General features: G+C 34.3%; 23 protein-coding genes. 4 read left to right on the top strand and 19 right to left on the bottom strand.

Annotated features, from left to right (window positions below):
• Window positions 1-7: 7 nt before the first annotated feature.
• The 4 genes from M0D21_RS08495 to M0D21_RS08480 are packed head-to-tail and all read right to left on the bottom strand — an operon-like array spanning window position 8 to window position 4,056.
• A complete protein-coding gene (locus M0D21_RS08495) occupies window positions 8-1,453 on the bottom strand; it encodes a DUF389 domain-containing protein (protein WP_248328400.1) in 1,446 nt (481 codons plus the stop codon).
• 7 nt (window positions 1,454-1,460) lie between these two features.
• Window positions 1,461-2,537: a mannose-1-phosphate guanylyltransferase gene (locus M0D21_RS08490; protein ID WP_248328398.1), complete on the bottom strand. Its 1,077-nt coding sequence runs from the start codon at window positions 2,535-2,537 to the stop codon at window positions 1,461-1,463.
• A 3-nt stretch (window positions 2,538-2,540) separates the two neighbouring features.
• Window positions 2,541-3,137 (bottom strand): SprT-like domain-containing protein, encoded by a 597-nt coding sequence (locus M0D21_RS08485; RefSeq protein WP_248329467.1) that lies wholly within the window; start codon window positions 3,135-3,137, stop codon window positions 2,541-2,543.
• Between the two features lie 52 nt (window positions 3,138-3,189).
• Window positions 3,190-4,056, bottom strand: a complete 867-nt coding sequence (locus tag M0D21_RS08480; RefSeq protein WP_248328396.1) for a DUF4349 domain-containing protein — start codon at window positions 4,054-4,056, stop codon at window positions 3,190-3,192.
• Window positions 4,057-4,308: 252 nt separating this feature from the next.
• On the opposite strand from M0D21_RS08480, the gene M0D21_RS08475 reads away from it, so the two are divergent.
• Both M0D21_RS08475 and M0D21_RS08470 read left to right on the top strand, forming a co-directional pair.
• A complete protein-coding gene (locus M0D21_RS08475) occupies window positions 4,309-5,097 on the top strand; it encodes a hypothetical protein (protein WP_248328394.1) in 789 nt (262 codons plus the stop codon).
• The gene (locus M0D21_RS08470; protein ID WP_248328392.1) at window positions 5,094-5,987 is read left to right on the top strand and encodes a hypothetical protein; all 894 of its coding nucleotides are present in this window, start codon (window positions 5,094-5,096) and stop codon (window positions 5,985-5,987) included. Before M0D21_RS08475 ends, M0D21_RS08470 begins: the two co-directional genes overlap by 4 nt.
• Window positions 5,988-6,012: 25 nt before the next feature.
• On the opposite strand, the gene M0D21_RS08465 is transcribed toward M0D21_RS08470, so the two are convergent.
• From M0D21_RS08465 to porV, 6 genes are all read right to left on the bottom strand, one after another.
• Window positions 6,013-6,693 (bottom strand): SDR family NAD(P)-dependent oxidoreductase, encoded by a 681-nt coding sequence (locus tag M0D21_RS08465; protein WP_248328390.1) that lies wholly within the window; start codon window positions 6,691-6,693, stop codon window positions 6,013-6,015.
• 19 nt (window positions 6,694-6,712) lie between these two features.
• Window positions 6,713-7,711 carry a M20/M25/M40 family metallo-hydrolase gene (locus M0D21_RS08460; RefSeq protein WP_248328388.1) on the bottom strand — a complete coding sequence of 333 codons (999 nt, stop codon included), beginning with the start codon at window positions 7,709-7,711 and terminating at the stop codon, window positions 6,713-6,715.
• 84 nt (window positions 7,712-7,795) lie between these two features.
• On the bottom strand, window positions 7,796-9,403 hold the full coding sequence (locus M0D21_RS08455; protein ID WP_248328386.1) for a pyruvate dehydrogenase complex dihydrolipoamide acetyltransferase: 1,608 nt from the start codon (window positions 9,401-9,403) through the stop codon (window positions 7,796-7,798).
• A 3-nt stretch (window positions 9,404-9,406) separates the two neighbouring features.
• Window positions 9,407-10,408, bottom strand: coding sequence for a pyruvate dehydrogenase (acetyl-transferring) E1 component subunit alpha (gene pdhA / locus M0D21_RS08450; RefSeq protein WP_248328384.1), 1,002 nt, complete (start codon window positions 10,406-10,408; stop codon window positions 9,407-9,409).
• A 150-nt stretch (window positions 10,409-10,558) separates the two neighbouring features.
• Window positions 10,559-11,041: a cytidine deaminase gene (locus tag M0D21_RS08445; protein ID WP_248328382.1), complete on the bottom strand. Its 483-nt coding sequence runs from the start codon at window positions 11,039-11,041 to the stop codon at window positions 10,559-10,561.
• Window positions 11,042-11,147: 106 nt separating this feature from the next.
• Window positions 11,148-12,299: a type IX secretion system outer membrane channel protein PorV gene (gene porV / locus M0D21_RS08440; RefSeq protein WP_248328380.1), complete on the bottom strand. Its 1,152-nt coding sequence runs from the start codon at window positions 12,297-12,299 to the stop codon at window positions 11,148-11,150.
• Between the two features lie 548 nt (window positions 12,300-12,847).
• On the opposite strand from porV, the gene gldJ reads away from it, so the two are divergent.
• Both gldJ and M0D21_RS08430 read left to right on the top strand, forming a co-directional pair.
• Complete coding sequence (gene gldJ, locus M0D21_RS08435; RefSeq protein WP_248328378.1) at window positions 12,848-14,524, top strand: gliding motility lipoprotein GldJ; 1,677 nt, start codon at window positions 12,848-12,850, stop codon at window positions 14,522-14,524.
• An 83-nt stretch (window positions 14,525-14,607) separates the two neighbouring features.
• The gene (locus M0D21_RS08430) at window positions 14,608-15,888 is read left to right on the top strand and encodes a UDP-N-acetylmuramoyl-tripeptide--D-alanyl-D-alanine ligase (protein WP_248328376.1); all 1,281 of its coding nucleotides are present in this window, start codon (window positions 14,608-14,610) and stop codon (window positions 15,886-15,888) included.
• On the opposite strand, the gene M0D21_RS08425 is transcribed toward M0D21_RS08430, so the two are convergent.
• The 9 genes from M0D21_RS08425 to M0D21_RS08385 form a co-directional block, all read right to left on the bottom strand.
• Entirely contained in the window at window positions 15,878-16,966 is a 1,089-nt protein-coding gene (locus tag M0D21_RS08425) for a DUF2652 domain-containing protein (protein WP_248328374.1), read from the bottom strand. The genes M0D21_RS08430 and M0D21_RS08425 overlap by 11 nt on opposite strands.
• A gap of 137 nt (window positions 16,967-17,103) precedes the next feature.
• On the bottom strand, window positions 17,104-17,979 hold the full coding sequence (locus tag M0D21_RS08420) for a sulfate/molybdate ABC transporter ATP-binding protein (RefSeq protein WP_248328372.1): 876 nt from the start codon (window positions 17,977-17,979) through the stop codon (window positions 17,104-17,106).
• Entirely contained in the window at window positions 17,976-18,653 is a 678-nt protein-coding gene (modB, locus tag M0D21_RS08415; protein WP_248328369.1) for a molybdate ABC transporter permease subunit, read from the bottom strand. Before modB ends, M0D21_RS08420 begins: the two co-directional genes overlap by 4 nt.
• A complete protein-coding gene (locus tag M0D21_RS08410) occupies window positions 18,650-19,048 on the bottom strand; it encodes a TOBE domain-containing protein (protein WP_248328367.1) in 399 nt (132 codons plus the stop codon). The genes modB and M0D21_RS08410 overlap by 4 nt, the downstream gene beginning before the upstream one ends.
• Complete coding sequence (modA, locus tag M0D21_RS08405; RefSeq protein WP_248328365.1) at window positions 19,045-19,812, bottom strand: molybdate ABC transporter substrate-binding protein; 768 nt, start codon at window positions 19,810-19,812, stop codon at window positions 19,045-19,047. Before modA ends, M0D21_RS08410 begins: the two co-directional genes overlap by 4 nt.
• Window positions 19,813-20,205: 393 nt before the next feature.
• The gene (locus M0D21_RS08400; protein ID WP_248328363.1) at window positions 20,206-20,856 is read right to left on the bottom strand and encodes a 4'-phosphopantetheinyl transferase family protein; all 651 of its coding nucleotides are present in this window, start codon (window positions 20,854-20,856) and stop codon (window positions 20,206-20,208) included.
• 186 nt (window positions 20,857-21,042) lie between these two features.
• The gene (locus M0D21_RS08395) at window positions 21,043-21,981 is read right to left on the bottom strand and encodes an ornithine carbamoyltransferase (protein ID WP_248328360.1); all 939 of its coding nucleotides are present in this window, start codon (window positions 21,979-21,981) and stop codon (window positions 21,043-21,045) included.
• A gap of 64 nt (window positions 21,982-22,045) precedes the next feature.
• Entirely contained in the window at window positions 22,046-22,768 is a 723-nt protein-coding gene (locus M0D21_RS08390; protein WP_248328358.1) for a thioesterase II family protein, read from the bottom strand.
• Window positions 22,769-22,862: 94 nt separating this feature from the next.
• On the bottom strand, window positions 22,863-24,011 hold a 1,149-nt coding region (locus M0D21_RS08385; RefSeq protein ID WP_248328356.1), incomplete at its 5' end, for a thioesterase domain-containing protein.

The following is a 24,011-nucleotide window of genomic DNA, read 5'->3' as shown; positions in this document are numbered from 1 at the left end:
GAAATAGTTATTCTACATACAAAGTATCAGCTTTCATCTCTTTGGTGATCCATTGGTGCAATTTATTTACACGAAGCTCATTAAGGCTATCAGATACAATAAATTTCCATTTTGGAAAGATCACTTTTACAGTATCTACCTTTAAAAAGTTGGAACGTAACACTTCTCCGTATCCCAGCGTTTCTAAATCTGGGAAACGAATCTTCGCATCTTTGGCTATACTAGCATAAGGCAAGGTTTCTACGGGAACAACTTTGTTTGCCTCCCTTAAATTGGTTTCAAGTCCAGCAATTTGAATTTTTAAATCTTCTATTTCATCCAACAATTTGTTGTTTTCTTTTTCCATACGATCTAACTCTACAATTGCTCGATCATAGGCTTTTGAAACCTGTTCCAAACCTCTTGCTTTGTTTCCGTTTATCGCCAGCTCAAAATCTCCTATATGATCATATTTTTTGATTTCGTTTTTAAGATCACTCATTACTGCTTCTGGCATTTCACCATCGAAGTATAATTTTATCGTTTTCTCGTTATAATTATAGAAATCTTTTCTCAAGTATAAGTTCTCGTTACTATGAATATCTTCTTCCAAAAAGGTACGATAATCACGCTCGGCATTACTCTCATTTAGTGTCACATAAAAAGTATAACTAGCGGGTATCATTACCAATATTGCCAATAATGAAGCAAGTTGTGCTGTACGTTTTCTTTTTGCTGAATTTGCATAACGCAACATGGGAAAACGCAAAAGCTTTGAAACAATAAACGTAGATAATGCAATAAAAATGGCGTTAATAGAAAACAAATACAAAGCTCCTAATGCATAATCAAGTTTCCATTCTGCAATACCATAACCCACGGTACATAATGGTGGCATCAGAGCCGTAGCAATTGCTACTCCAGCTATAGCATTTGGCATTGTCCCTTTTTTCGACTTTGCAACTATAAGAGCCAGACCTCCAAAGACAGCTACCAATACATCCAAAATTGTAGGTGCAGTTCTTGATTCTAATTCTGGAGTTAGTTCAGTTAATGGTGACAACCAAAAGTATACCGTAGCGGCAACAACACTTAAACCAACCATTACACCAAGATTCACCAGAGATCTTCTAAGCGTATCGATATCATTGATAGCAATAGACAGCCCAACTCCAACAATAGGCCCCATTAATGGAGAGATTAACATGGCTCCTATAACAACTGCAGTAGAACTTACGTTAAGACCTATCGAGGCAACAAACACCGAAAAAATAAGAATCCATGCAGTATGTCCTTTAAAAGGGATATCATTTTTAACATGCTCTATAGTTTGATCTTTGTCGGTCTCAGATCTAATATCTAAAAGCTCCCTTAAAAACTTACTTACACTAGCAAAGAGTCCTTTGGCATCACGCTTTACAGATTCGGTTACTTCTTCTTGATTATTAACTGGTGGTTTTGTGTTTTCTTCCATGGGTAATTTAGCCGTATTGTTCTCCGTATGTGTCTTTTACTTGTTTGAGTACTTTTTTAATATCCTGTTCTTTTTTCTTAGGAAAAATAAGCAGCACTTCTTCTTTATCTACAATAATATAATCTTTTAATCCATCAACAACTACTATTTTATCTTTTGCTGTTCGAATCATATTACCCGAAGCTTCATCAGATAACACCTTAGCGTTTACTATTGCATTGTTTTCTTCTGTTTTATCCAATTTATCATAAAGTGATCCCCAGGTACCTAAATCATTCCAATCAAAGGTTGCAGGTAACACGTATACATTATTTGCTTTTTCTAAAATTGCATAATCTATTGAAATATTTTCTGCAAGAGGATAATTTTCTTGAATAAACTCTCCTTCTTCATTGGTATTATAAACACTAATGCCTTTTTCAAACAATGCTGTCATTTTTTCTTGAAACATTGAAAATGCTGAAATAATACTTTTCGCACTCCATATAAAAATCCCAGCATTCCAAAGATAATTTCCTTCTTCCAAAAACTGCTTCGCAGTTTCATAATTTGGTTTTTCTGTAAATTGAGCTACTGTCTTTATAGGTTGATCTCCTCTTTCAAACCGAATATATCCATATCCAGTATTTGGAAACGTAGGTTGAACCCCTAGAGTCATTAACATATCATTTTGCAAACAAGACTCGAAACATTGCTTCAAATTATTAATAAAAGCATTTTCATCTTCGATCCAATGGTCACTAGGTGCTACCACCATTGCCGCATTTGGATTTTCTTTTTGTATTTTCATAGAAGCATATAAAATACATGGGGCTGTATTTCTCATTGCAGGTTCGGTCACTACCTGTCGCTGTTCAATCTCTGGCAGTTGCTCTAATACCAAATCATTATATCGCTCATTGGTAAGTATTAATATATTTTCTTTGGGAACTATCTTAGTTAAACGAGAGAATGTTTTTTGAATTAATGTTTCTCCGGTTCCCAACATATCGTGAAATTGCTTAGGAAAACTTGTAGTACTTACTGGCCAGAATCGTGACCCTACTCCACCAGCCATCAATATGGCATAATAATTTTTGTTCATAAGTTAATGTAACAGTTCGACTTCAGCGTTGGGGTTAAATAGGTATATTCTACCTGTTGCAATTTCGACGCACTCATATCGTTTTACCTTTTTATTTCCTTTTTTAAAGATTTTTCCGTTGTATAATCTAAAGGTACTACCGAAAGGCAATTCAAATATATAACTTTTATCGTTCTCGGGATCATACTGCTTTAGTGCTAAAGACAATTTCTCATCGGTATCACTACTTGCCCTGGGGTTCTTAAAATGATTGGCGATAACCGGTAATAATTTAGAAGGAAAAACTTCTGGGTTAATATAAGGCAACATCAATTGTTGAAAGACCCTTTTCCACTCTATACCATGGGGTTTTATAAAGCGCCCATATTTTTCAAAAGCTACCAGATGTGCAATCTCATGAATTAAGGTTATTAGAAACCGATACTTATTGAGAGAAGCGTTTACTGTGATTTGATGTCTGCCATCTTGTGTCTTACGGTAATCCCCATGACGGGTTACTCTTTCATTAACTATTTTAAGATGCACATTGCAGGTTACAATTAAATCGAATACCTGATCTATCGATCTTTCTGGAATATATCTCGCCAATATTTCTTTCACAGGTGAAAAATACAAAATTAAGCGTATCACCGGGATACGCTTATATTAATTTTTACTTTCTGATCCACCTAAAATAAACTACAATCAAAATTCCAACCACAATAAATGGCCAAATATAAAATAGTAGTAGCGCAAAACTTTCTATTAATCCCCAGCCAAAAGAAAATCCTTTTTTGGCTTTATCTCCAAACTTTGGCGTATAGCTATTAGGTTCCTCCTTAGGAATTACGGTTTCATATAAATCTACTTGAATAGTACTAAAAGAAACTTTATTGGTTAAGTATTGCAACCTTCCTTTAGCGGCTTCTATTTCTTCTTGTATTTCTTTGATTTTATGTTCGGCTTCAAGAATCTCTTCTACGGTTTTTGCTTTTTGTCTCAATATGGTTTCATATCGTTCTTTAACTTCCAATTTAGTTTTTAGCCTAGCTGAAACATCAACATACTCCTCGGTAACATCTTGGGTAGAAATGTTTTTATGATCAACAAATTGAGCCCAGTCACTAAGGCTATCCAAAACAACATCAAATTTATTATTAGGTATTCGAATTATGAACCTGTTCTCCTTTGTATAATTTGTATGCGTAAATCTTTCATCAGAGATATACCCTCCATGCTTAATAACAAGTTTTTTTGTCTGTCTTGTTACTTTTTCTACTTCCTGTACGTTCAATTTACAATTCGCATTTTTTATAATTTTTATATCGAGATTGGATCTTTGATTCTGATCTGTATCATCTATCAATTCATGTTTCCCCATATTTTCATCCTCAAAAGCATTTAGTTTCGAAGTTTCTCCTGTGCTCTCTACTTCAATACTTTCTGAAACCATATCCAAATTGGGTGCATTGTGATTACAGGACACCCCTATGAAACATACGACCACCAACAATACTTTAAACAATCTTACCATTTTCATTTTTATATTTTTTATCTTGTTATACTCAAATCAAAAGTATTGGAAGCCCTGCGTTATGTTTTGTAAAATGCTTGTAAAACCTTTGTAAACTATTTTACAAGCCACAATCAACTCATTATCAACAGCAATAAGAATATCACACCAGAAGAAGACATAGTATTTAACCATCTTAAAAAAGCAATCACAAGGCAATTTTTAAGAAGAAACAATGCCTCCAGTTCTAATATTTCTGAATGGAAAGGCCAAGATATTGTGCTGTTTCAAGAAGATTTACAAAACAAAACACAAGCTACTATAAGTGAAAAATCTTTCTATAGTTATTTCAAAAACACTCCAAAAAAATTACCAAGAGTAGATGTATTGAATATTCTTTCTCAATATTGTGACTATGAAAATTGGAATGATTTTAAGGCGACATACACAAAACCCGATAGCACCAAAAACACTACACAAAAACTTAAATGGATAGTATTGGCAGTTATTGGAATTGGCTTATTGTTTTCCCTATATCAATTTATCCCATCGTATAAGACCTATCACTTTTGTTTTATAGATCATGACCGAAAACAACCTATCACCCAAATCCCAATTGACATTATTGTGTTGAACGATACACAATCACCGTTTTACACCAAAAGCGATAGTATTGGATGTTTTAAATGGAAAACTAAGGATGGTTTTATTCATTTTGTTTTACAATCTCCTTATCACAAGACGGACACTATTTACAGAATCGCTTCTACAACTAATGAAGAACAAATACATATACAGACAGATGATTATGCTATGATGCTTCACTATTATGCAAACGGAAAGGTAGAAGACTGGCAACGTAGGAAGAAAGAACTTTCTGAACTTATAGCTGATGATGCTGTTATTTTCCAGGTATTACCGCATGGACTAGGGATTGAAATATATTCTAAAAAAAAGTTTATTAATACCTTGACTACACCTACTCAAAGTTTAAAAAACATCGAGATCATTGAATCGAGAAGGGCAAACGAACAAATTGTTAAACTAAAATTTAGAGTAAAGCTATGAAGTTTCGATTTGATTATTTACTGATTTGTAGTTTACTCCTTGGGTGTGCAAACAATGCACCTAAAGAACATGACTCTATGAAAACGGAGTCGTTAATTGATGTTGAGGAAGAAAATTCTATGGTTTCTGAAGAAGAAGCGTACACAATTCTGGCCATGCAAAAACTAAAAGAATTGATCGACAAAAAAGCTTTAACCAAGTCACATCCTGAATTTAATGATAATTCAGAAACCGAATTTATCATTTCTGAGGTAGAAGATACTTTGATTAAAACTGTTCAATTTATTGAGCCCTTTAAAATACAATCTGACTCTGTTAAATATGCAAAAACAAAAGTTATATACCCATCCAGAATAGACACCTTATTTACGTTTATCAAAACATCAACAACGGCTATCGATGGAGAAACCTATAAAACCACAGAAATCTCTTTTGCACCTAGTACACTTCCCAAATATTATACACATCAGGTCAAAAAAACAAATAACCATCCTCCTAAACGGGTTGAGCGATTTTCTATTAATGATTTAAGTTTTACCTGGGAAGAAATTAATGCTTGCGATTGTATATTTATGGTAAAAGCAAAAAACACCCCATTCAAAAGACTGTATTTTGGAAGATTTAAAGATAATACCACTGGTATTCTTCAACTTGGAAAAAACTCAGAAAAATATACATTGCCAATATCATCTCCTCGACTCAAAGATAGAAAACCTGGAATCCCATGGAATGAAACGTATCAAAACACCCAATACAAAGTTGAGTTAATTGCCGAACCGATGCCAAACAGAGTAAAAGGTAAATTTACCTATGCTATACATTTCAAGTTAATTCATTTATCTTCTCAAGAAATAATTGAATCCACAATTTTATCCAATTGCAAATCCTAAGCCCTACTCAAATCAATAGTAATAATTAAGGAGTACTGCTTGACACCTGAAGTACTTTACCATTGTAAAACTTATTCGCCGTAAGCGCAAAATCTTTGATATAGGTCGCCATTTCTATTGCCGAAAGTGGAGCTTGGTAACCCGGAAAAGCTTCTTCGAGCATCTCAGTCTGCACTGCTCCCAGAGCAAGAACATTAAATGCAATACCAGTATCTTTATATTCCTCTGCAAGTAATTCACTTAATGTAATAACAGCTCCTTTGCTAGAGCTATACGCTGCTAGACCAGGAAACTTCATACTTCCTTGAATTCCTCCCATACTACTGACAGTTACAACATGACTTCCCTCACTCATAAAAGGGAGCAATCTTCTGGTGATCTCGGCCACACCAAAAACATTTACTTTATAAACTTCTTCAAACTCTTGTGTACTAATTTCTGAAAATGGCTTGTTCAATAACTTTCCTGCATTATTGATTAACACATCTACCTTGCTCCACCTTTCAGAAACAAAATTGGTCATTCTTTCTAAATCCCCTTCTTTGCAGATATCAAACGAAAATGTATTAATATTCTTATGATTAAGATCCTGAATAGGTTTTTCATTGCGTGATAATGCTAAAACCTGGTGTCCTTCATCACCCAAAAGTTTTGCCAATTCATAGCCGATCCCTCGGCTCGCCCCTGTAATAATAATATGTTTCATATGGGTAAGTACCTATCGGTTAATTTAGTTTAATTTCTTTTGACGGTGTATTAGATATTTTTAATACCGCGGGCAAACATTTATTAATCAATTCGGCCATAAATTCAAAATTCATTTCAGACGTTTCGTCATCGACATGATGATAATATTCATAATTCGTGAAATCGAAGGTTGAAATTGTTTGGCATGGCACCTTAAATTGCTGATAAAAAGGGTAGTTATCACTTCTTTGAAATAATTGAAATTGTTTAGCTTTTGCCAAAAACCCTATTAATTCTTCCCCAGAATATTCATTAATCTTAGCAGCCATATTTGACTTATCATACCCAGTGATATAGGCCTGGTAAGACTTATCATTTAAGGGAACACCAATCATTTCAAAATTTACCATAGTATATAAATCAATATTTTTATCTTTCAACACTTTGGCAAGATGTTTTGACCCTAATAACCCTTTTTCTTCAGCTCCAAAAAGGACAAACAAAATGCTACGTTGGTTCATTTTAAGTTCTGCAAGTTGTTTGGCTAATGCAAGTACTGCCGAGCTACCTGCTGCATTGTCATTCGCTCCATTTGCAATACTATCACCATTAACTTCATCAGCTTTTCCGATGTGATCCAAATGCGCTCCAATAATCACAAATTCATTTGCCAATACTTTATCATGTCCTTTAAGATACCCAACTACATTAAACGTCCCTACACCTTTTGCCATCAATGAATCTCTATAACTTTCAAAATATGGCTCGATCCCCAAAGATTTAAATTCTTTTTCAACAAATTGTGCTGCCATTTCATACCCTTGACTTCCCGTATCTCTTCCTTCTAACTCATCACCTGCTAAAAAATTCATTGCTTTTGCAACATATTCAGTCGTAATAAAGCCCTTGGGATAAGCCGGTTCATCTTCTCCATCAACATTGGCGTGCTTATGTTTTTCACCCGACTGGGCAACAGTTACTTGTTTGCAAGCAATGAATAATCCAAAAACTAATAGTAATCCAATATATTTTTTCATTTGAAATTTGTTTTGTGCTAAAGATAAAAAAATCCCACCTCTACAGAGGTGGGAATATATAAAATACTCTTTATTATATGTTAATTAAGCCAACATAGTAACCGGATTCTCCAAGTACTGTTTTAATGTTTGTAAAAATTGTGCGCCGGTAGCACCGTCTACGGTTCTATGGTCACAAGCTAATGTCACTTTCATTGTATTTCCTACCACAATTTGACCATTTTTAACAACAGGTTTTTCAACGATCGTACCTACAGACAAAATAGCTGAATTAGGCTGATTGATAATTGAAGTAAATTCCTGAATACCAAACATTCCTAAATTAGAAACTGTAAACGTACTCCCTGACATCTCTTGAGGAGTTAACTTTTTATTTCTAGCTTTTACTGCCAAGTCTTTTACTTTCGCTCCAATTTGTGTTAATGACATTTGATCTGTAAAAGGTAATACAGGAACTACTAAACCGTCTGGCACAGCAACCGCCACTCCAATATTAATATGCTTTGCATATCGGGTAGCCTTATCTGTCCATTGCGTATTTACCTGAGGATGTTTTCTCAACGCCATAGCACAAGCTTTTACTACCATATCGTTAAAAGACACCTTTGTATCTGGTATACTATTAATATTTTTTCTTGATGCCATCGCATTCTCCATATCTAACTCTACAGTAAGATAATAATGAGGAGCTGTAAATTTAGATGCCGAAAGCCCTTTTGCAATAGCTTTTCTCATCTGCGAGTTATTCACTTCTTCAAAACTTTCTTCTCCAGCTGGGGTAAAAGACTGAACCGGAGATGATGCTTTTGCCTCAACCGCTGGTGCGGGTGCTGCAGCTGGTGTAAATGACTCTACATCTCTCTTTACTATTCTGCCATTTTCTCCGCTACCTTTTACTTGAGAAAGGTCAATACCTTTATCACTTGCAATTTTTTTAGCCAAAGGAGATGCAAATATTCTTCCACCACTGTCTCCAGTTCCACCAGAAACTGATACTGAGGCTGGAGCAGCTTTTTCCTCTGCTACAGGCGGCGCTTCTACACTTTTAGCACTAGAAGTAGTAGCTACAGCTCCATCTTTAATTCCAGACACATCGGTTCCGGCAGGACCTATGATCGCCAAAAGAGCGTCTACAGGAGCAGTTTGACCTTCTTCTATACCTATATGAAGTAATGTTCCATTGTAGAAAGATTCAAACTCCATAGTTGCTTTATCTGTTTCTATCTCGGCAAGAATATCTCCTTCTTCAACGGTATCTCCTACTTTTTTTAACCAAGAAGCAACTGTACCTTCTTCCATGGTATCACTTAGACGAGGCATTGTGATTACTTCAACTCCTTCAGGAATTTCAGTCGATCCAGATGATACTGAAACGGTATCTTCTACTTTTTCTTCTGCTGCAGTTTCAGATTGAGGCGCTCCATTACCATTAAGTAATCCCGAAATATCTTCACCTTCTTCACCAATAATCGCCAATAATTTATCAACTGGCGCAGTTTCTCCTTCTTCAATACCAATATGAAGCAGTGTACCCTCATAAAAGGATTCAAACTCCATAGTAGCCTTGTCTGTTTCTATTTCAGCAAGGATATCTCCTTCACTTATTTTATCTCCTTTTTTGACAAGCCACTTTGCGACTACCCCTTCTTCCATGGTATCGCTCAATCGCGGCATATTTATTACTGTAGCCATAATTTATTGTGGTTTGTGTGATAAAAACGGATAATCATCTTGTTCATATACTACATCATACATCACGTTCTTTTCTGGGAACGGTGATTCTTCTGCAAACTTTTGACATTCTGCTACTCGATCTTTCACCCTTTTATCTATAGTCGCAATTTCATCATCGGTAGCATACTTCTTCTCCTTAATAATATCTAATACCTGAGTAATAGGATCTATTTTTTGATATTCTCCAACCTCTTCTTTGGTTCGATATTTTTGAGCATCACTCATAGAGTGCCCTCGGTAACGATATGTCTTTAATTCTAAGAACGTTGGTCCACCTCCGGTTCTGGCTCTGGTAATTGCCTCATCCATAGCTTCTGCTACTTTCACAGGATTCATAGCATCTACAGGACCACATGGCATTTCATACCCCAATCCCAGTTTCCAGATATCGGTATGATTTGCAGTTCTTTCAACAGAGGTTCCCATTGCATAACCATTATTCTCTACACAGAAAACTACTGGTAAATTCCAAAGCATAGCCAGGTTAAAGGTTTCATGCAATGAACCTTGACGTGTTGCACCGTCTCCCATAAAGGTTAGGGTAACCGAGTCTCTCTTATGATATTTATCTGCAAATGCAAGACCTGCTCCTAAAGGAATTTGTCCTCCTACAATACCATGTCCTCCGTAAAAACGATGTTCTTTCGAGAATATATGCATTGATCCTCCCAAACCTTGAGAAGTACCTGTTCCTTTACCATATAGTTCTGCCATAACTCGTTTAGGATCTTCTCCCATTCCAATAGGCTGAACATGGTTTCTATATGCAGTGATCATTCGATCTTTGGTAAGGTCCATGGCATGAAGAGCTCCTGCCAAAATAGCTTCTTGTCCATTATATAAATGCAAAAAACCTCTAACTTTTTGTTGAATATAAACTTGTGCTAATTTATCCTCAAACTTTCTCCAGAAGAGCATTTCTTCATACCAATTAAGGTATACTTCTTTGGTTATTTTTTTCATCTACAATTGTACTGAATGTGTGACATTTAATTATCCCCAAAAGATAATTATTTAATTTTTTCCGATAATTTCGTTAAAGAACGAAAAACAAAAATAAGGGATTAGAAATTAAAGGAAAAGGAGTTTAATAAAATATAAATTACGAAAACGTTATAAATACGAATTATCGAAAATAAGTGGCAATAAATTAGATAATGATGAAGATTTCACCACTTTTCCTGTCTCTCCCATAAAAAATATCTCTATAGGCTTCTCCTGTTTCAACTCATATTCTGCAATTGCTTGCCTACATGCTCCGCATGGAGGTGTTGGAGTTACAAGTTGATACTTAAGAGATTTTGCGGTAAGTGCCATCCTTAAAATGGGTACATCTGGAAAATTGGCTCCTGCATAATAGATAGCTGTACGCTCAGCACACAATCCTGAAGGATAACATGCATTCTCCTGATTATTTCCCACCACTACCTCTCCGTTTTCAAGCAATAAAGCAGCACCAACTAAAAATTCTGAATATGGCGCATAGGCTTTATCTCTAATTTTCATCGAAGCCTCCATTAACATTTTAACATCATCTGAAAGCTCATCGAATGATTCAAAAACCTGCAAAACTGATTTAATTTCTATTTCCTTCATCTTGTTTTATTAACTACAAAAAAATGGGCACTCAATGTACTACAAACAAAAAAAGTATCAAACTCTAAAGCTTGATACTTTTTTCAAGTTGCATTACTATATCTATTTAATCGTAATATTCGTCTCCGAAATTAAATGTTAGTCCGAATCTTAATGTTCCTTCTAATGGGCTTCTAACCGCAGAAGTAGAGAATAAATAGGAAACATCAAGGTTCACCACATTGTATTTAAATCCTGCTCCTAGTGATAGGAACTTTCTAGCTCCTTTTTCTTCAGCTTCATTAAAATAACCTGCTCTAAAAGCAAATACATCTCTATACATATACTCTGCACCTAAGGCCCAAGTAATCTCCTTTAACTCCTCACTAAAACCTCCATCGGCATCTCCCCAAGAAGAAAAAATAGCTCCAAATTCACTTATATCTTGATATTCTCTGTTATCATCGGCATCAATATCACCATCGTTATCAAAATCTTGAGGTGTAGGCACTAGTAGTTTACTAAATTCTATAGATGGAGTAAGTCTGTTATCTTCATTAAAAATAAAATCGAAAGATCCCCCTAATCTAAAATTGGTTGGAATAAAGTTTTCTTGTCCTGCATCGTCATATTTAATTTTCGGACCTATATTAGAAATCGTTGCTCCTGCTCTCCATCTACCATTAAAAGAATTAAAAGCAATTTCCTCGCTTCTAAAGAAACCAGCGATATCTACACCGAAGCTTCCTGCAGCACTAGCGTCATCTGCATCTGCTGTTTGAAGCCTAAGGTCAGAACGTAAATAACGACCAGCAACCGCCATCGAAAAATGATCACTCAATTTCAACGCATATGATACATCTAGAGTAAATTCGTTAGGACGCTGTGTATTAGCTGCTCCATCAGCAGTTTGTCTAAACTCAATATCACCAAGACTGAAATATCTAAAACTTGCTGCAACCGCACTTCTTTCATTAATACGATTATAATAATTAAGATTACCTAAAAAGATATCATTCACCAAATTACTAAGATAAGGTGTATAATTCACCCCTACCCCTTGTTTATTTTTGATGAAAGCATATTTAGCCGGATTCCATTGTTGTGAAAAAGCATCTGGCGAAGTAGCTACCCCCTGATCTGCTAATCCCGCCGCTCTAGCATCTGCTGCAATTAATAAAAATGGTGTGGCTGTTGTGATTGCTCTGTTATCTTGAGCCTTGGCGTTGAAATTACAAAGCAGTAAAGCGACAAGACCAAGAATAATTGTTTTTTTCATACCTGCAAAAATTGAGTTTGACAAATATATAGTTATTTAGTGATTAAAAAATAGTGAGTTATTTAATTTTTTTCATCTGCTCTCTAGTTAACGTAAAATTTCCGAATATCTTATATGACTCATAAAATGATTTAAACAAAACCTATTTTAGAAGTAGAAACATCAGGAGGTTTACCAATATAATATCAAGAACAAATCTTTAAAATTAATTAACTACAGTTGATTAGTTATTACAGTAGTATTCACTTTGTGCTATCAGAGATTAAAGAAAAGAAATTACTATTACATATTAACGATGAAATCTAATTAATTTTAGTATTCCTATTACAGTGGCATTATAACCGTGGTATAACAAAGGTTTTTTTTAATTTACATTTTACCGTTTTTCTTCTTTTTCAAATAATAAACCAAGAAATATTCCGTTAAACCAAAGTCGTTGGAAATTCATAAAAAGTTATGAATTGATAATATTTTAAAAAATTTAGGCAAAATTTAACGTTTATTGTTATATTGCAAGCCCTAATTTCTACTTTAACGAACTTAAGATTATGAAAAACGCGTTTATTATTAAGTCGCTAATGGCACTTTCCGTTAGTGTTTTACTATTTAGTTGTTCTAAGAACGATTATGGGAGTAGTTCTAGAGCCACCGGTTGGAAATATAATTCCAAAGACGGCGGTTTTCAGGTAAATACAAACTACAAAGAACAAGAAACAGGTCCAGGTTTAGTTTTTATTGAAGGAGGTACCTTCACCATGGGAAGAGTTCAAGATGATGTGATGCATGACTGGAATAACACTCCAACTCAACAGCATGTACAATCTTTTTACATGGATGAAACTGAGGTAACCAACATCATGTATCTTGAATATTTAGATTGGTTAAAAGGAGTATATCCTCCTACCGAGCCTAAATATAGAAACATTTATTACGGTGCTCTTCCTGATACACTAGTTTGGAGAAACCGTTTAGGTTTCAATGAAATGATGACTAACAACTATCTTCGTCACCCGGCTTATGCTAATTACCCTGTTGTAGGTGTAAATTGGATTCAAGCTGTAGAATTTAGTAACTGGAGAACAAATCGCGTTAACGAAAGAATTTTAGAAGAGGAACAAGTTATAAAGGAAAATGCTCCTTTTGAAGATGTTTCAGCTGAAAGTACTTTCGATACTGAAACATACTTAAACGCGCCTTCTCAAACTTATGGAGGAAACGATGAGGCTATTCGAGGAGGTAAATCTTCTGAAAGATATGCAAAGACCAACGACTCTACTGGTTTGTACATTCAAAGAAAAGATGGTCTTTTGCTTCCAAAGTATAGGCTTCCGACCGAAGCTGAGTGGGAATATGCAGCTTTAGGATTGGTTGAAATTAGAAGTTACAATATTTATAGAGGAAGAAAAAAATATCCTTGGAGTGGGAAATATACTCGTTCAGGAAAAAGAAGAACCCGTGGTGATCAATTAGCTAACTTTAAGCAAGGAGATGGTGATTATGGTGGAATTGCAGGATGGAGTGATGATGGTGCCGATATTACTGCACCAGTTAAATCGTATGATCCAAATGACTATGGATTATATGATATGGCAGGTAACGTTGCAGAATGGGTAGCTGATGTTTATAGACCTATTGTAGATGATGAGTATAACGATTTCAACTACTACAGAGGTAATGTATATACCAAAAATGCTATCAACCCTGACGGAACGGTTAAAGTTGTAATGACAGACTCTATTGTTTATGATACTTTAAGTAATGGTAAAATTATAGCTCGTGTATTACCTGGAGGAATTCTTCAAGTTCCTATCTCAGATGAAGATACTTATATGAGAACTAATTTTACTGATAGTGACAATAGAAACTATAGAGATGGAGATAAAAGTTCTTCTAGATATTTTGAAGGTTACCAAGATGACAATCTTCCTAACAGAAGAATGTATAATGCTCCTATTCATTATGTAGGTCCAGATTCTCAAGATAGCACGAAGTTAGATCGAAGATATGATGAGTCTAGTACAAGAACTACTATTGTAGACGACAATGTGAGAGTTTACAAAGGAGGTTCTTGGAAAGATAGAGCATACTGGTTAGACCCTGCTCAAAGAAGATTTATGCCACAAGATATGGCAACAGATTATATTGGTTTCAGAAATGCGATGTCTCGCGTGGGAACAAAAGCTAGAAAGAAAAAGACCCCTAGACACCAGAAACCAAAAAGATAATTAAGAATTATATTAAAGTTCGTTATAATTACCAAGAAGCCCTGAACATATTTGTCAGGGCTTTTTAATATTATCATGTTTTTATGACCATCGATCAAATACACCAATTATTTTTAAACAGTACCGGAGTATCTACAGATACGCGAAAAATAAAATCTAACACCATTTTTTTTGCTCTGAAAGGTGAAAATTTCAATGGAAATTCATATAGTTCTCAAGCCCTAGAACTTGGCGCCTCATATGCTATTATAGATGAAGTCGAATTTAAAAATTCTGATAAACACATACTGGTTACAGATGTTCTAAAAACGCTTCAAGATCTAGCCACTTTTCATAGACAGTATCTTGGTATCCCAATTATTGGACTTACCGGGAGTAATGGAAAAACGACTACTAAAGAGTTAATTAATTGTGTACTATCAACAGACTACAATACGACTGCGACTAGAGGGAATCTGAACAATCATATTGGTGTGCCTCTTACATTATTATCCATGACTAAAGATACCCAAATAGGTATTGTAGAAATGGGTGCAAATCATGTTGGTGAAATTGCTCTCTTATCAGATATTGCAATGCCAGACTATGGGTATATTACCAATATTGGCAAAGCTCATCTAGAAGGTTTTGGTGGGATAGAAGGTGTACTTAAAGGAAAAACAGAACTGTACAAACACTTAAAAAAACGCGATAAGTTGGTTTTTCTGAACATTGAGGACAAAAAATTATTAGATGCCTCAAAAGGAATGAACACTTATAGTTTTTCACAGCGAAAAGAAAGCGAGGCAAACATTGAGTTGATAAATGTCAAACCTAATGTTGAAGTTTTATATAAAAATCTTAGCATACAAAGCAATTTAATTGGCTCTTATAACTTTACCAATATTGCAGCCGCAATTGCCATTGGAAGTTATTTTAAAATAGACAAAACTAAGATCAAAAAAGCAATTGAATCTTATGTCCCTACAAACAATCGCTCACAAATTATTAATCGAGGTAATTATACCATAATTCTTGATGCATACAATGCCAACCCAACAAGCATGGAAGCAGCTATTAACAACTTTGACCATCTTAACTATCAATACAAAGTATGTTTTCTTGGAGACATGTTTGAATTAGGGGATGATGCTGAAGTGGAACATCAAAAAATAGCTGACCTAATCTCTGGTACCTCTGTGAATGAAATTTTTCTAATTGGCAATCATTTTAATTTGGTCACTGCCCATATTTCCAGAATACAAAAATTTAAATCTTTTGAGGATCTAACCAAAGGGTTAAACATTAAAGATCACAAAATGGCAATTTTGATTAAAGGATCACGCGGAATGAAACTAGAACGCATTTTAGAGCTTATTCATTAATCATAACTCCCTCGGCAATTGCGTTTTGCAAATTATGTAAAGAAGCTTGCATACTTTTTCTAAAGGCTCTTTTCATAACTAGAGACACCAGAATTTTTTTTATCAAAGATTTTGCTTTCGGATACATCTCTACGGTCAACATACAAGAAGATCCTGAAATTGGTTTGATAATAAAGAACTGGTATAACGCATGTATGGGAGCATCATGTGTAAGTTCTCCATAGACCAATTCCCCTTCTTGCACTTCTTTCGTAATGGTGGTAAAATTAAGTCGTTTCCCATCTATAACACAAACATGCTCCGTCCCTAGTCGAGTAACTTCATCAGGATTATACTCAAACTTATCTACCCCTTTTACCCAATAATGCCGATATTTATAATTTGTGATATACTCTAACAACTTAGGTGCTGAAACATCAAAATCCTTATTAACCTCAATACAAGGTTTACATTTTAAATCTACAGTCTCTGGAATTGCAAATGCATTCAGTTTTAGCTTGGTCTTATCTATATTAGAATAAAGATATCTAATTTCTTTGTTATCATAGATGTCTTCTCCTTGATCGAACTCATAAAGCATACTTCTATAGTTATCTGAAAGACCAATACGATTAGAAACTGAATTACTTATTAACGCATAATTATTACTCACTATGGAATTCTTAAGCAATCGATGTGCTTCTATTACAGATTGCCCAAAAGGTTTTCTTTTACTTTGCACTGTTATAAACTGCAAATCCCCTGCATGTACAATTATTTTAAGTTCCAGATTTGGCGCCGTAGCACATGCATTACAAGGGCAGATACGATTTTTTTCTAATAATTTAAGATGACTATAAAAAGCGGTAAACATCGTTTCGATTTGTGCAAGAAGCTTCTCTTGAGAAGGGATTTCATTCTCCTTATAAAAGAATAGTGCATCGCCTTCAATTTCTGCTAATTTTAGTTGCTGTGTATTGGCATCGATCAATACCTCCAAAAGTTCAGAAATGACATGTTGGCTATGTTCAATTTCGGTATTTTGAACAAATTGAGCAAATCCAGAAATATCTGGAATGAAGAGTAATGAGCTATTCATTTTTATGGTATTATTCTGAAAAGAGTCTTGAAAAGAGTTAAATATACAAATCCAATCTTTCCTTAATCACATATTTACTTTTATTTAACCATATACAAAAACCCAATAAATAGTTTAAATCATTATTTTAATTACCCTTAATTCACCTTTTGCAGTACTGGATTAAATGCTTTTGAGGCCACTAAAACTTTATCACCATTCTGTAACACCTCTGCCTCTTCGTGGCTTACTACTACTTTAATAAAATTTGTTCCAATTAATACGGTTACCACACTAATCACCTCCTCACGCTCTACATGAACTACTTCTCCAACAAACTGAAACTTACCGCTAATTTGTTTATTAGAAAAAACATTTATAGGTTTTCCCTGCTTGCTAATCTTGCCTCTTTCAATCAAAAAAACTCTATCACACATCTTAATCACTTCTCCTATTTCATGACTGATCAGTAAAGTAGTCAGATTAAATTCTCTATGCACTTGAAGGATATAGTTCTGTAACTTAATTCTCATTTTAGCATCTAAGGAAGAAAGTGGTTCATCTAGCATCAAAACTTGTGGTTTTTGTACCAACGCTCTTGCTAGTGCCACCCTTTGTTTTTGCCCTCCTGAAAGGTTTTCGGGTTTACGATCTTGTAAATCTCCTAGTTCTACGATTTCTATTAAGTCTTTTATTATTTGTTTGTTTTTTCCCTTTGGTAAGGCAAATAGTAAATTTTCCCGCACAGACATATTAGGAAATAATGCATAGTCTTGGAACACAAACCCCACATTTCTTTGCTGAGGCTTTAGGTTAACAGAATTTAGAGTATCTAACCAAAATTTTTCACCCACTTTTATCAATCCACTATCTGGTATCAAAAGACCTGCTAGCATTCTAAATATTGACGTTTTTCCAGCACCCGATTCCCCGTATAAGGTTACCAACTCCCCTTTTTCGATTTTTAAATCGATATCGAGCAACATCTCTCCAAAAGGAGCCAGCAGTTTTTTTTGTAATGAACAATGAATCATTTCCAAAACTTTTTAAGATAACCTCCATTAACCGTATATACCATCAAAAGAATACAAAAAGCTATAATAAATAGTATAATAGAATAAATATTGGCAGTATCATAATTCAAAGCTTCAACCTCGTCATAAATGGCTATTGAGGCAACTTTAGTCTTACCAGGGATATTGCCTCCTATCATCAAAACAACTCCAAATTCACCAATAGTATGTGCAAATGCCAATACTATTCCTGTTAATAATGAAGGTTTTATATTTGGAAGTAAAACTCTAAATAGTGTTTCTATTTTTGATTTTCCCAAAACATAAGATGCTTCTATTAGTTTTGAATTCAGTCCTGAAAATCCTGCCTGTATGGGATGTACCATAAAAGGCAAACTATAGATTATTGATGCAAAAACCAATCCTGGAAATGAAAAAACAAGTTTAATCCCTATGAATTCCTGTAACCAGCCTCCAAAAAAACTATTTGATGGGCTAAAAACTAGTAATAAATAAAACCCTAGTACCGTAGGAGGCAATACCAAAGGCATACTTACCAATGTTTCTAAAACAGGTTTGATACGAGATTTTGTGTATGCTAACCAATACGATAGAGGAATTGAAATTAGAACTAGCAGTACTGTAGTCACCGCAGCCAATTTAAAAGTTAATAATAGGGGTTCCCAATCTATCATGCTGATATCATTATTTCAGAAGCCTTTACCATAGCATACACTGGCATTCCGACCTCAAATTGTATTTTTTCAACCACTTCAGAAAGTAAAATAGAAGTAAGCTTTCCTAAATTTGTAGTAACCGTTAATTTAGTCAACACCTTTCCCTTTTCCAGATCACTTATTTCTCCTTTTATTCTATTTGGAATACTTATCAAAAATTCTTGGTGATTCGTAACAACCACCTCAGTTTCTTTGAAAATAAGGTGAACAAATGTTCCTAATTTTAAATATGAAGCCGATTCTGGAGTTTCTATAACAACTACCTTAAATACTATACCATTTACATCTACAGTAACACTAGACAAGTTTTTACTACTTTGTATTGCCGTTATTTCTCCTTTTAACACATTCATATATCAGAATTCACTACACTATAACCATGCTTTTTAAGTATTACTTTGGCCGATTCAGAAAATAGAAAATTGAAAAAAAGTTTTGCTTTTTCTTCTTCAGCATCTTTTTGTTTAATAAGTATAGCCCCTTGCTCTATTTGAGAATATTTAGCGTCATCTAGGGGTATCCATTTTCCAATATTTTTACTTCTATCTGATAAAACTACGGATTTCGAAGTAAATCCAACCTCTGCGACATGCGAAATAATAAATTGATTTGCTTGAAGAACACTTTCACCATATACCAGTTTGTCCTCTACAGTTTGAAATATATTGTAGTTCTTTAGTATTTCTATCGCCGCTTTACCATAAGGGGCCATTTTGGGATTGGCAATCGCAATATGACGAATCTCGTCCTTACCCAGTAAATCTAATGAAGGCTTTACTCCTTCTATAGCAGACCATAAAACCAGATTGCCAAGAGCATAAACTTTTGCTTTTTCCACTGCGAGCCCTCTTTTATATAATTCGTTTGGATATTTCATATCTGCTGATACAAATACATTAAAAGGAGCCCCTTCTATAATTTGAGCTGTGAGTTTACCCGAAGAACTAATAATGAGATCACATTTTATACCATACTGCGTAGTAAATGCTTGAGCAATTTCTTGCATAGCGAATTGCATATTTGCAGCCACAGCAACATTTATAACCTCTTTTTTTTGTTGAGTGCAGGAATGATGAATAATCAAAATTAGTACTAACAAAAATATCTTTTTTGTCATTCTAAGCAGTTTATATTACAAAGTAAAGGAAATACACCATAAAAAAAGGAGGACTTTGTTATTAAAGTCCTCCTTTTAACTTCTAAAAAAACAAAAAAGGGATTAAAAATTAATTTTGATTAATCGAAACACAGACATCTTCACCAGCATAAATCTGCGAAACACATAAAATGGAAGGAGTAATTGCCCCTCCCTTTACTTTATTCATATCGGCTCAGGCAATAGTTACTTTTCTAAGCTCCAAACTTTTTTACTTTTTTTTACATAATATATTGATTTAATAGATTAGATACTTGTTAAAGCTCTTGAATTAAACATTACACTATTGGCTTTACCATCAGATGAATTCAAATGATAATCCGAACCTTACACGATTTGAATTTACTTAGTAACTCAGTAATACGTTACGGCTTGTGTAATAGAAAGAAGATCTACAGCAGCCACTTCATCAATTTTATGCAATGACGCTATATGTAGCATATATTCTTTATCTATATCGACTTTTATCAAGTAATATTTATTTGTGTCTATTTGGGTAGACATTGAAGTAACATCAACATTATTTAAAGGAATTTGCATTCCTCTTCCGTCTGCTTTTACAATAGCTTCTTTACGAGTCCAAAATGTATAGAACTTCTCATAGCTATCAATTTTTTTCCTCTCTTCATAAGAAAAAACGCATTTGAAATCATCAAATACTATTGGCTTTATTTGTTCGATATCGACACCTAAGTTTTCATTTTCATCAGTGCTAATGACACATACCACATATTTTCCTGAATGGGAAATGTTAAAGCCAAATGGAAACCCCTCAAAATAAGGTTTACCGTACTTAGTTCTTTTCATCGACTCTAGAGAATCGTCATATCCTAATCGAAGCATTCCTTCTTTAAGAAGTAACCTCCCATATAAATAAGCATGTGCATCTTGCCACCGCCTAAATCTTCTCAGTCTTTTCTGCATATCTGCAGGTAATAAAGAAACAGAAAATTCAAATTCGTCTGTAGGCATCTGCTGGCACAAAGTATAATAAATTGTTGTCATAAGGATAAAATTATTATGAATAAAACCCTGTAAAATTTTTAGTAATCACGTATTAATAAGGATCATCATATACTCCTAAGTCCTCACGGGACCTGGTTGAGATCTTAAAGATTATTACTTCGATCAGCAATAATCAAATACAATACACTTATGTATTAAAAAAAGTTAAGAAATTTAGTGTAGATATTATCTCATACACCATTCGAGCACGGCTTTGGCACTATGCGCTTTATTTTCGGCTTGATCAAAAACAATACTTTTGGCTCCATCAATAACAGAAGCTTCGACTTCGTCTCCTCGATGAGCAGGAAGATCATGCATAAAAGTTGTTTGAGGGTATTTATCCATAAGCTCTTTGGTTACTCTAAAAGGTACAAAAGTATCTCTCCAATTTGGATCTGGCTTTGTTGTTCCTGTGGTTTGCCAACGTGTTGTGTAAATAATATCTGCATGATCCGGAAGTGTTTTTAAATCATGAAACTCGTTAATCACGGTATTTGTAATTGCAGCCTCTTTTTTTGCATATTCCATCGTTTGGGGATCTATTCCATACCCTTTTGGAGTATAAAAGCTTAACTTAATATTTGAAAATTTAGCCAAAGCTAAAGCTAAAGCTGCTGCAGTATTATTGCCTTCTCCCATATAAACAATATTGAGACCAGATAATTCTCCAAAATGTTGTTTTATCGTTGTCAAATCTGCCAACGCTTGTGTTGGGTGCTCATCTGCTGTCATTGCATTGACAACAGACATTCTATTCTGATCTGCAAAAGCTCTAAGCACGGCAGGGTCTCCTGCGGTTCTAACGACTAGACCATCTAACATTCTAGACATTACTTGCATGGTATCACTCATGCTTTCTCCTGTATTTATCTGCAAATCATTAGGACCATAAGCAATAATTTGTGCTCCCAGTCGAAGAGCGGCAGTCGAAAATGAAGTTCTTGTCCTAGTAGAGGTTTTGGTAAAATAAATCCCTACGATTTGCCCCTTTAATTGGTGACCGAGTTCAACCGTATTATTTGCATATTCTACACCTCTATTTATAATATCCATTGTTTCCTGCGCCGAGAGGTCTTTTAACGAAATAATATGTTTCTTTTTATTTATAAGTGTAAGTCCCATTTTTGTTATCTTTTGTTATTGATATTTACCTTTTAAAGAGTATTCTAATTTAACTTTAATACTATTACATTGCAACCATTAAACTTTCTTGTACTAAATTTTCATTAATAATTTCTAAAATAGCTTCCTTTTGTTGCAACAAGAAAAAGTGATTCCCTTCAAAATATTGAATATTACACTTTTTGGTCGTATGAGAATACCACTGAACCGAAGTCTCAGGTGGAATTCCTTCATCTTCCCCCAACAGAATAGAAATATCGGTATCTAAAGGAATGATCTCTGGCCTATCAACTATGGTTTCAGATAACGAAAAATCACTTCTTAATAATGGTATAAATATTTCTTTTAATTCAGGATATTTAAAAAACTCTGGTGGGGTTCCGCCTAATAACATTATTTTTTTTTCAAACTCTGTCGAACTCAATAAAGACCACTTTTCTTTTCTATGGATATGTGGTGGTTTTCTTCCAGAAAAAAACACATGCATAGGTTGGTTTAACCCTATCGACGTTATTTTTTGGGTAAGCTCATAAGCTAACATAGCTCCTAAACTATGCCCAAAAATTGCATAATCGTAATTAAGAATATCTTCAGAGACCTGATCATAAATATCTTCTAAGGCCTCTTCAAGGTTCTGATATGGATTTTCGGTAATACGATTTCCACGTCCGGCCAACTCAATAGGACATAGTTCAATATTCGAATTTAAGCCAGATTTCCAACTGTTGTACATATTCGCAGATCCTCCCGCATACGGAATACAAAATAGTTTTATTTTTTTTGTCATAATTCTAAGTTTTAAAAAATTAATCCCCTTAATTAATAATTAATTGTATAGCATAATTTCAATGCTACTATTTGTTTTTTTATGTTTCGATTATTTATATATGAGTAGCTAGCACATTAACTTCCAAATGTTCATTTACAGTACGAGAAAGTTCATTTACAACTGGACTTCGCATTATAGAAAAATGATCTCCAGGCAATGTTATCGTGTTAGAGTTTCTAAACAAATGCTGTTGTTTCTCCCTATCAATATTTACTTGAGATTGATTAGGGCTGATATATAGAGTATTTGCATTTATTGGGTTATTAACAAAATAACGATCTGAAGCAGCGATCAACAGTCTTATTTTATTTGTTGCCTCCATAATCTCTTGAGCATTTTTATCGAGAAAATCTGGAATAAGAAGTTGTATCATTTCGGGTACCATATTTCTGATATCTTCCAAAGGTGTTTGTAAAAACTTCTTGGAATCTGATATATAATTCCATACTTCATTTATCGAATCAAAGTTTTGTTCTTCTATTTCTGGAATATCGAATTTTGATTTAGCCAACTCGATTTCTGACGATATATCTATAATTTGGTTTTCCAAAGTCTTTTCAAACTGTAGAGCTGAATCTATAATTATTAAGTTTTCAACTTTTTCTCCTTGCGCCTCCAGTTGTGCAGTAATTTCTGCTGCTATTACTCCTCCTAAACTCCAGCCTAGAATATGATACGGACCTGTTTTTTGAATTGTCTTGATCTCATTAATATAGTTTGAAGCTATTTGCTCGATGCTCGGAGATTCAAGAATATCATTAAATTGACCAAATCGAATACCGTAACACTTATACTTATTAATTTTAGTAGAGAGCTCAAGATAACCTTCCAATTCACCACTTCCATCATGTATAATGAACAAGTTTTCTCCGCTTCCATTATTTATAGGATGTATAACTTTATCTTGTTCTTCTGTTGCCTTCCAGTTCATAATTCTCTCCGACAACAAACGTATATTTGGATGTAAGAAAATTTCGGCTAGCGGAAGTTCAATATTGAACTTCTTGTTAACTCTATTTCTTAATGTCATTGCTAAAAGAGAGTTACCACCTAAATTAAAGAAATTAGAAATAATGCTAATTCTATCCTTTTTAATAGTTAGAATATCTGACCAAATGACTACAAGCTCCTCTTGCATGTTATTCCCTGGTGCTACATATTTTTCTTTTTCGATCCCATCATACTCCGGAAGTTGTTTTAA

The sequence above is a fragment of the Aquimarina acroporae genome (assembly GCF_023195925.1).
Taxonomy (GTDB): domain Bacteria; phylum Bacteroidota; class Bacteroidia; order Flavobacteriales; family Flavobacteriaceae; genus Aquimarina; species Aquimarina acroporae.
This window is presented reverse-complemented; position numbering and strand designations above follow the sequence as displayed.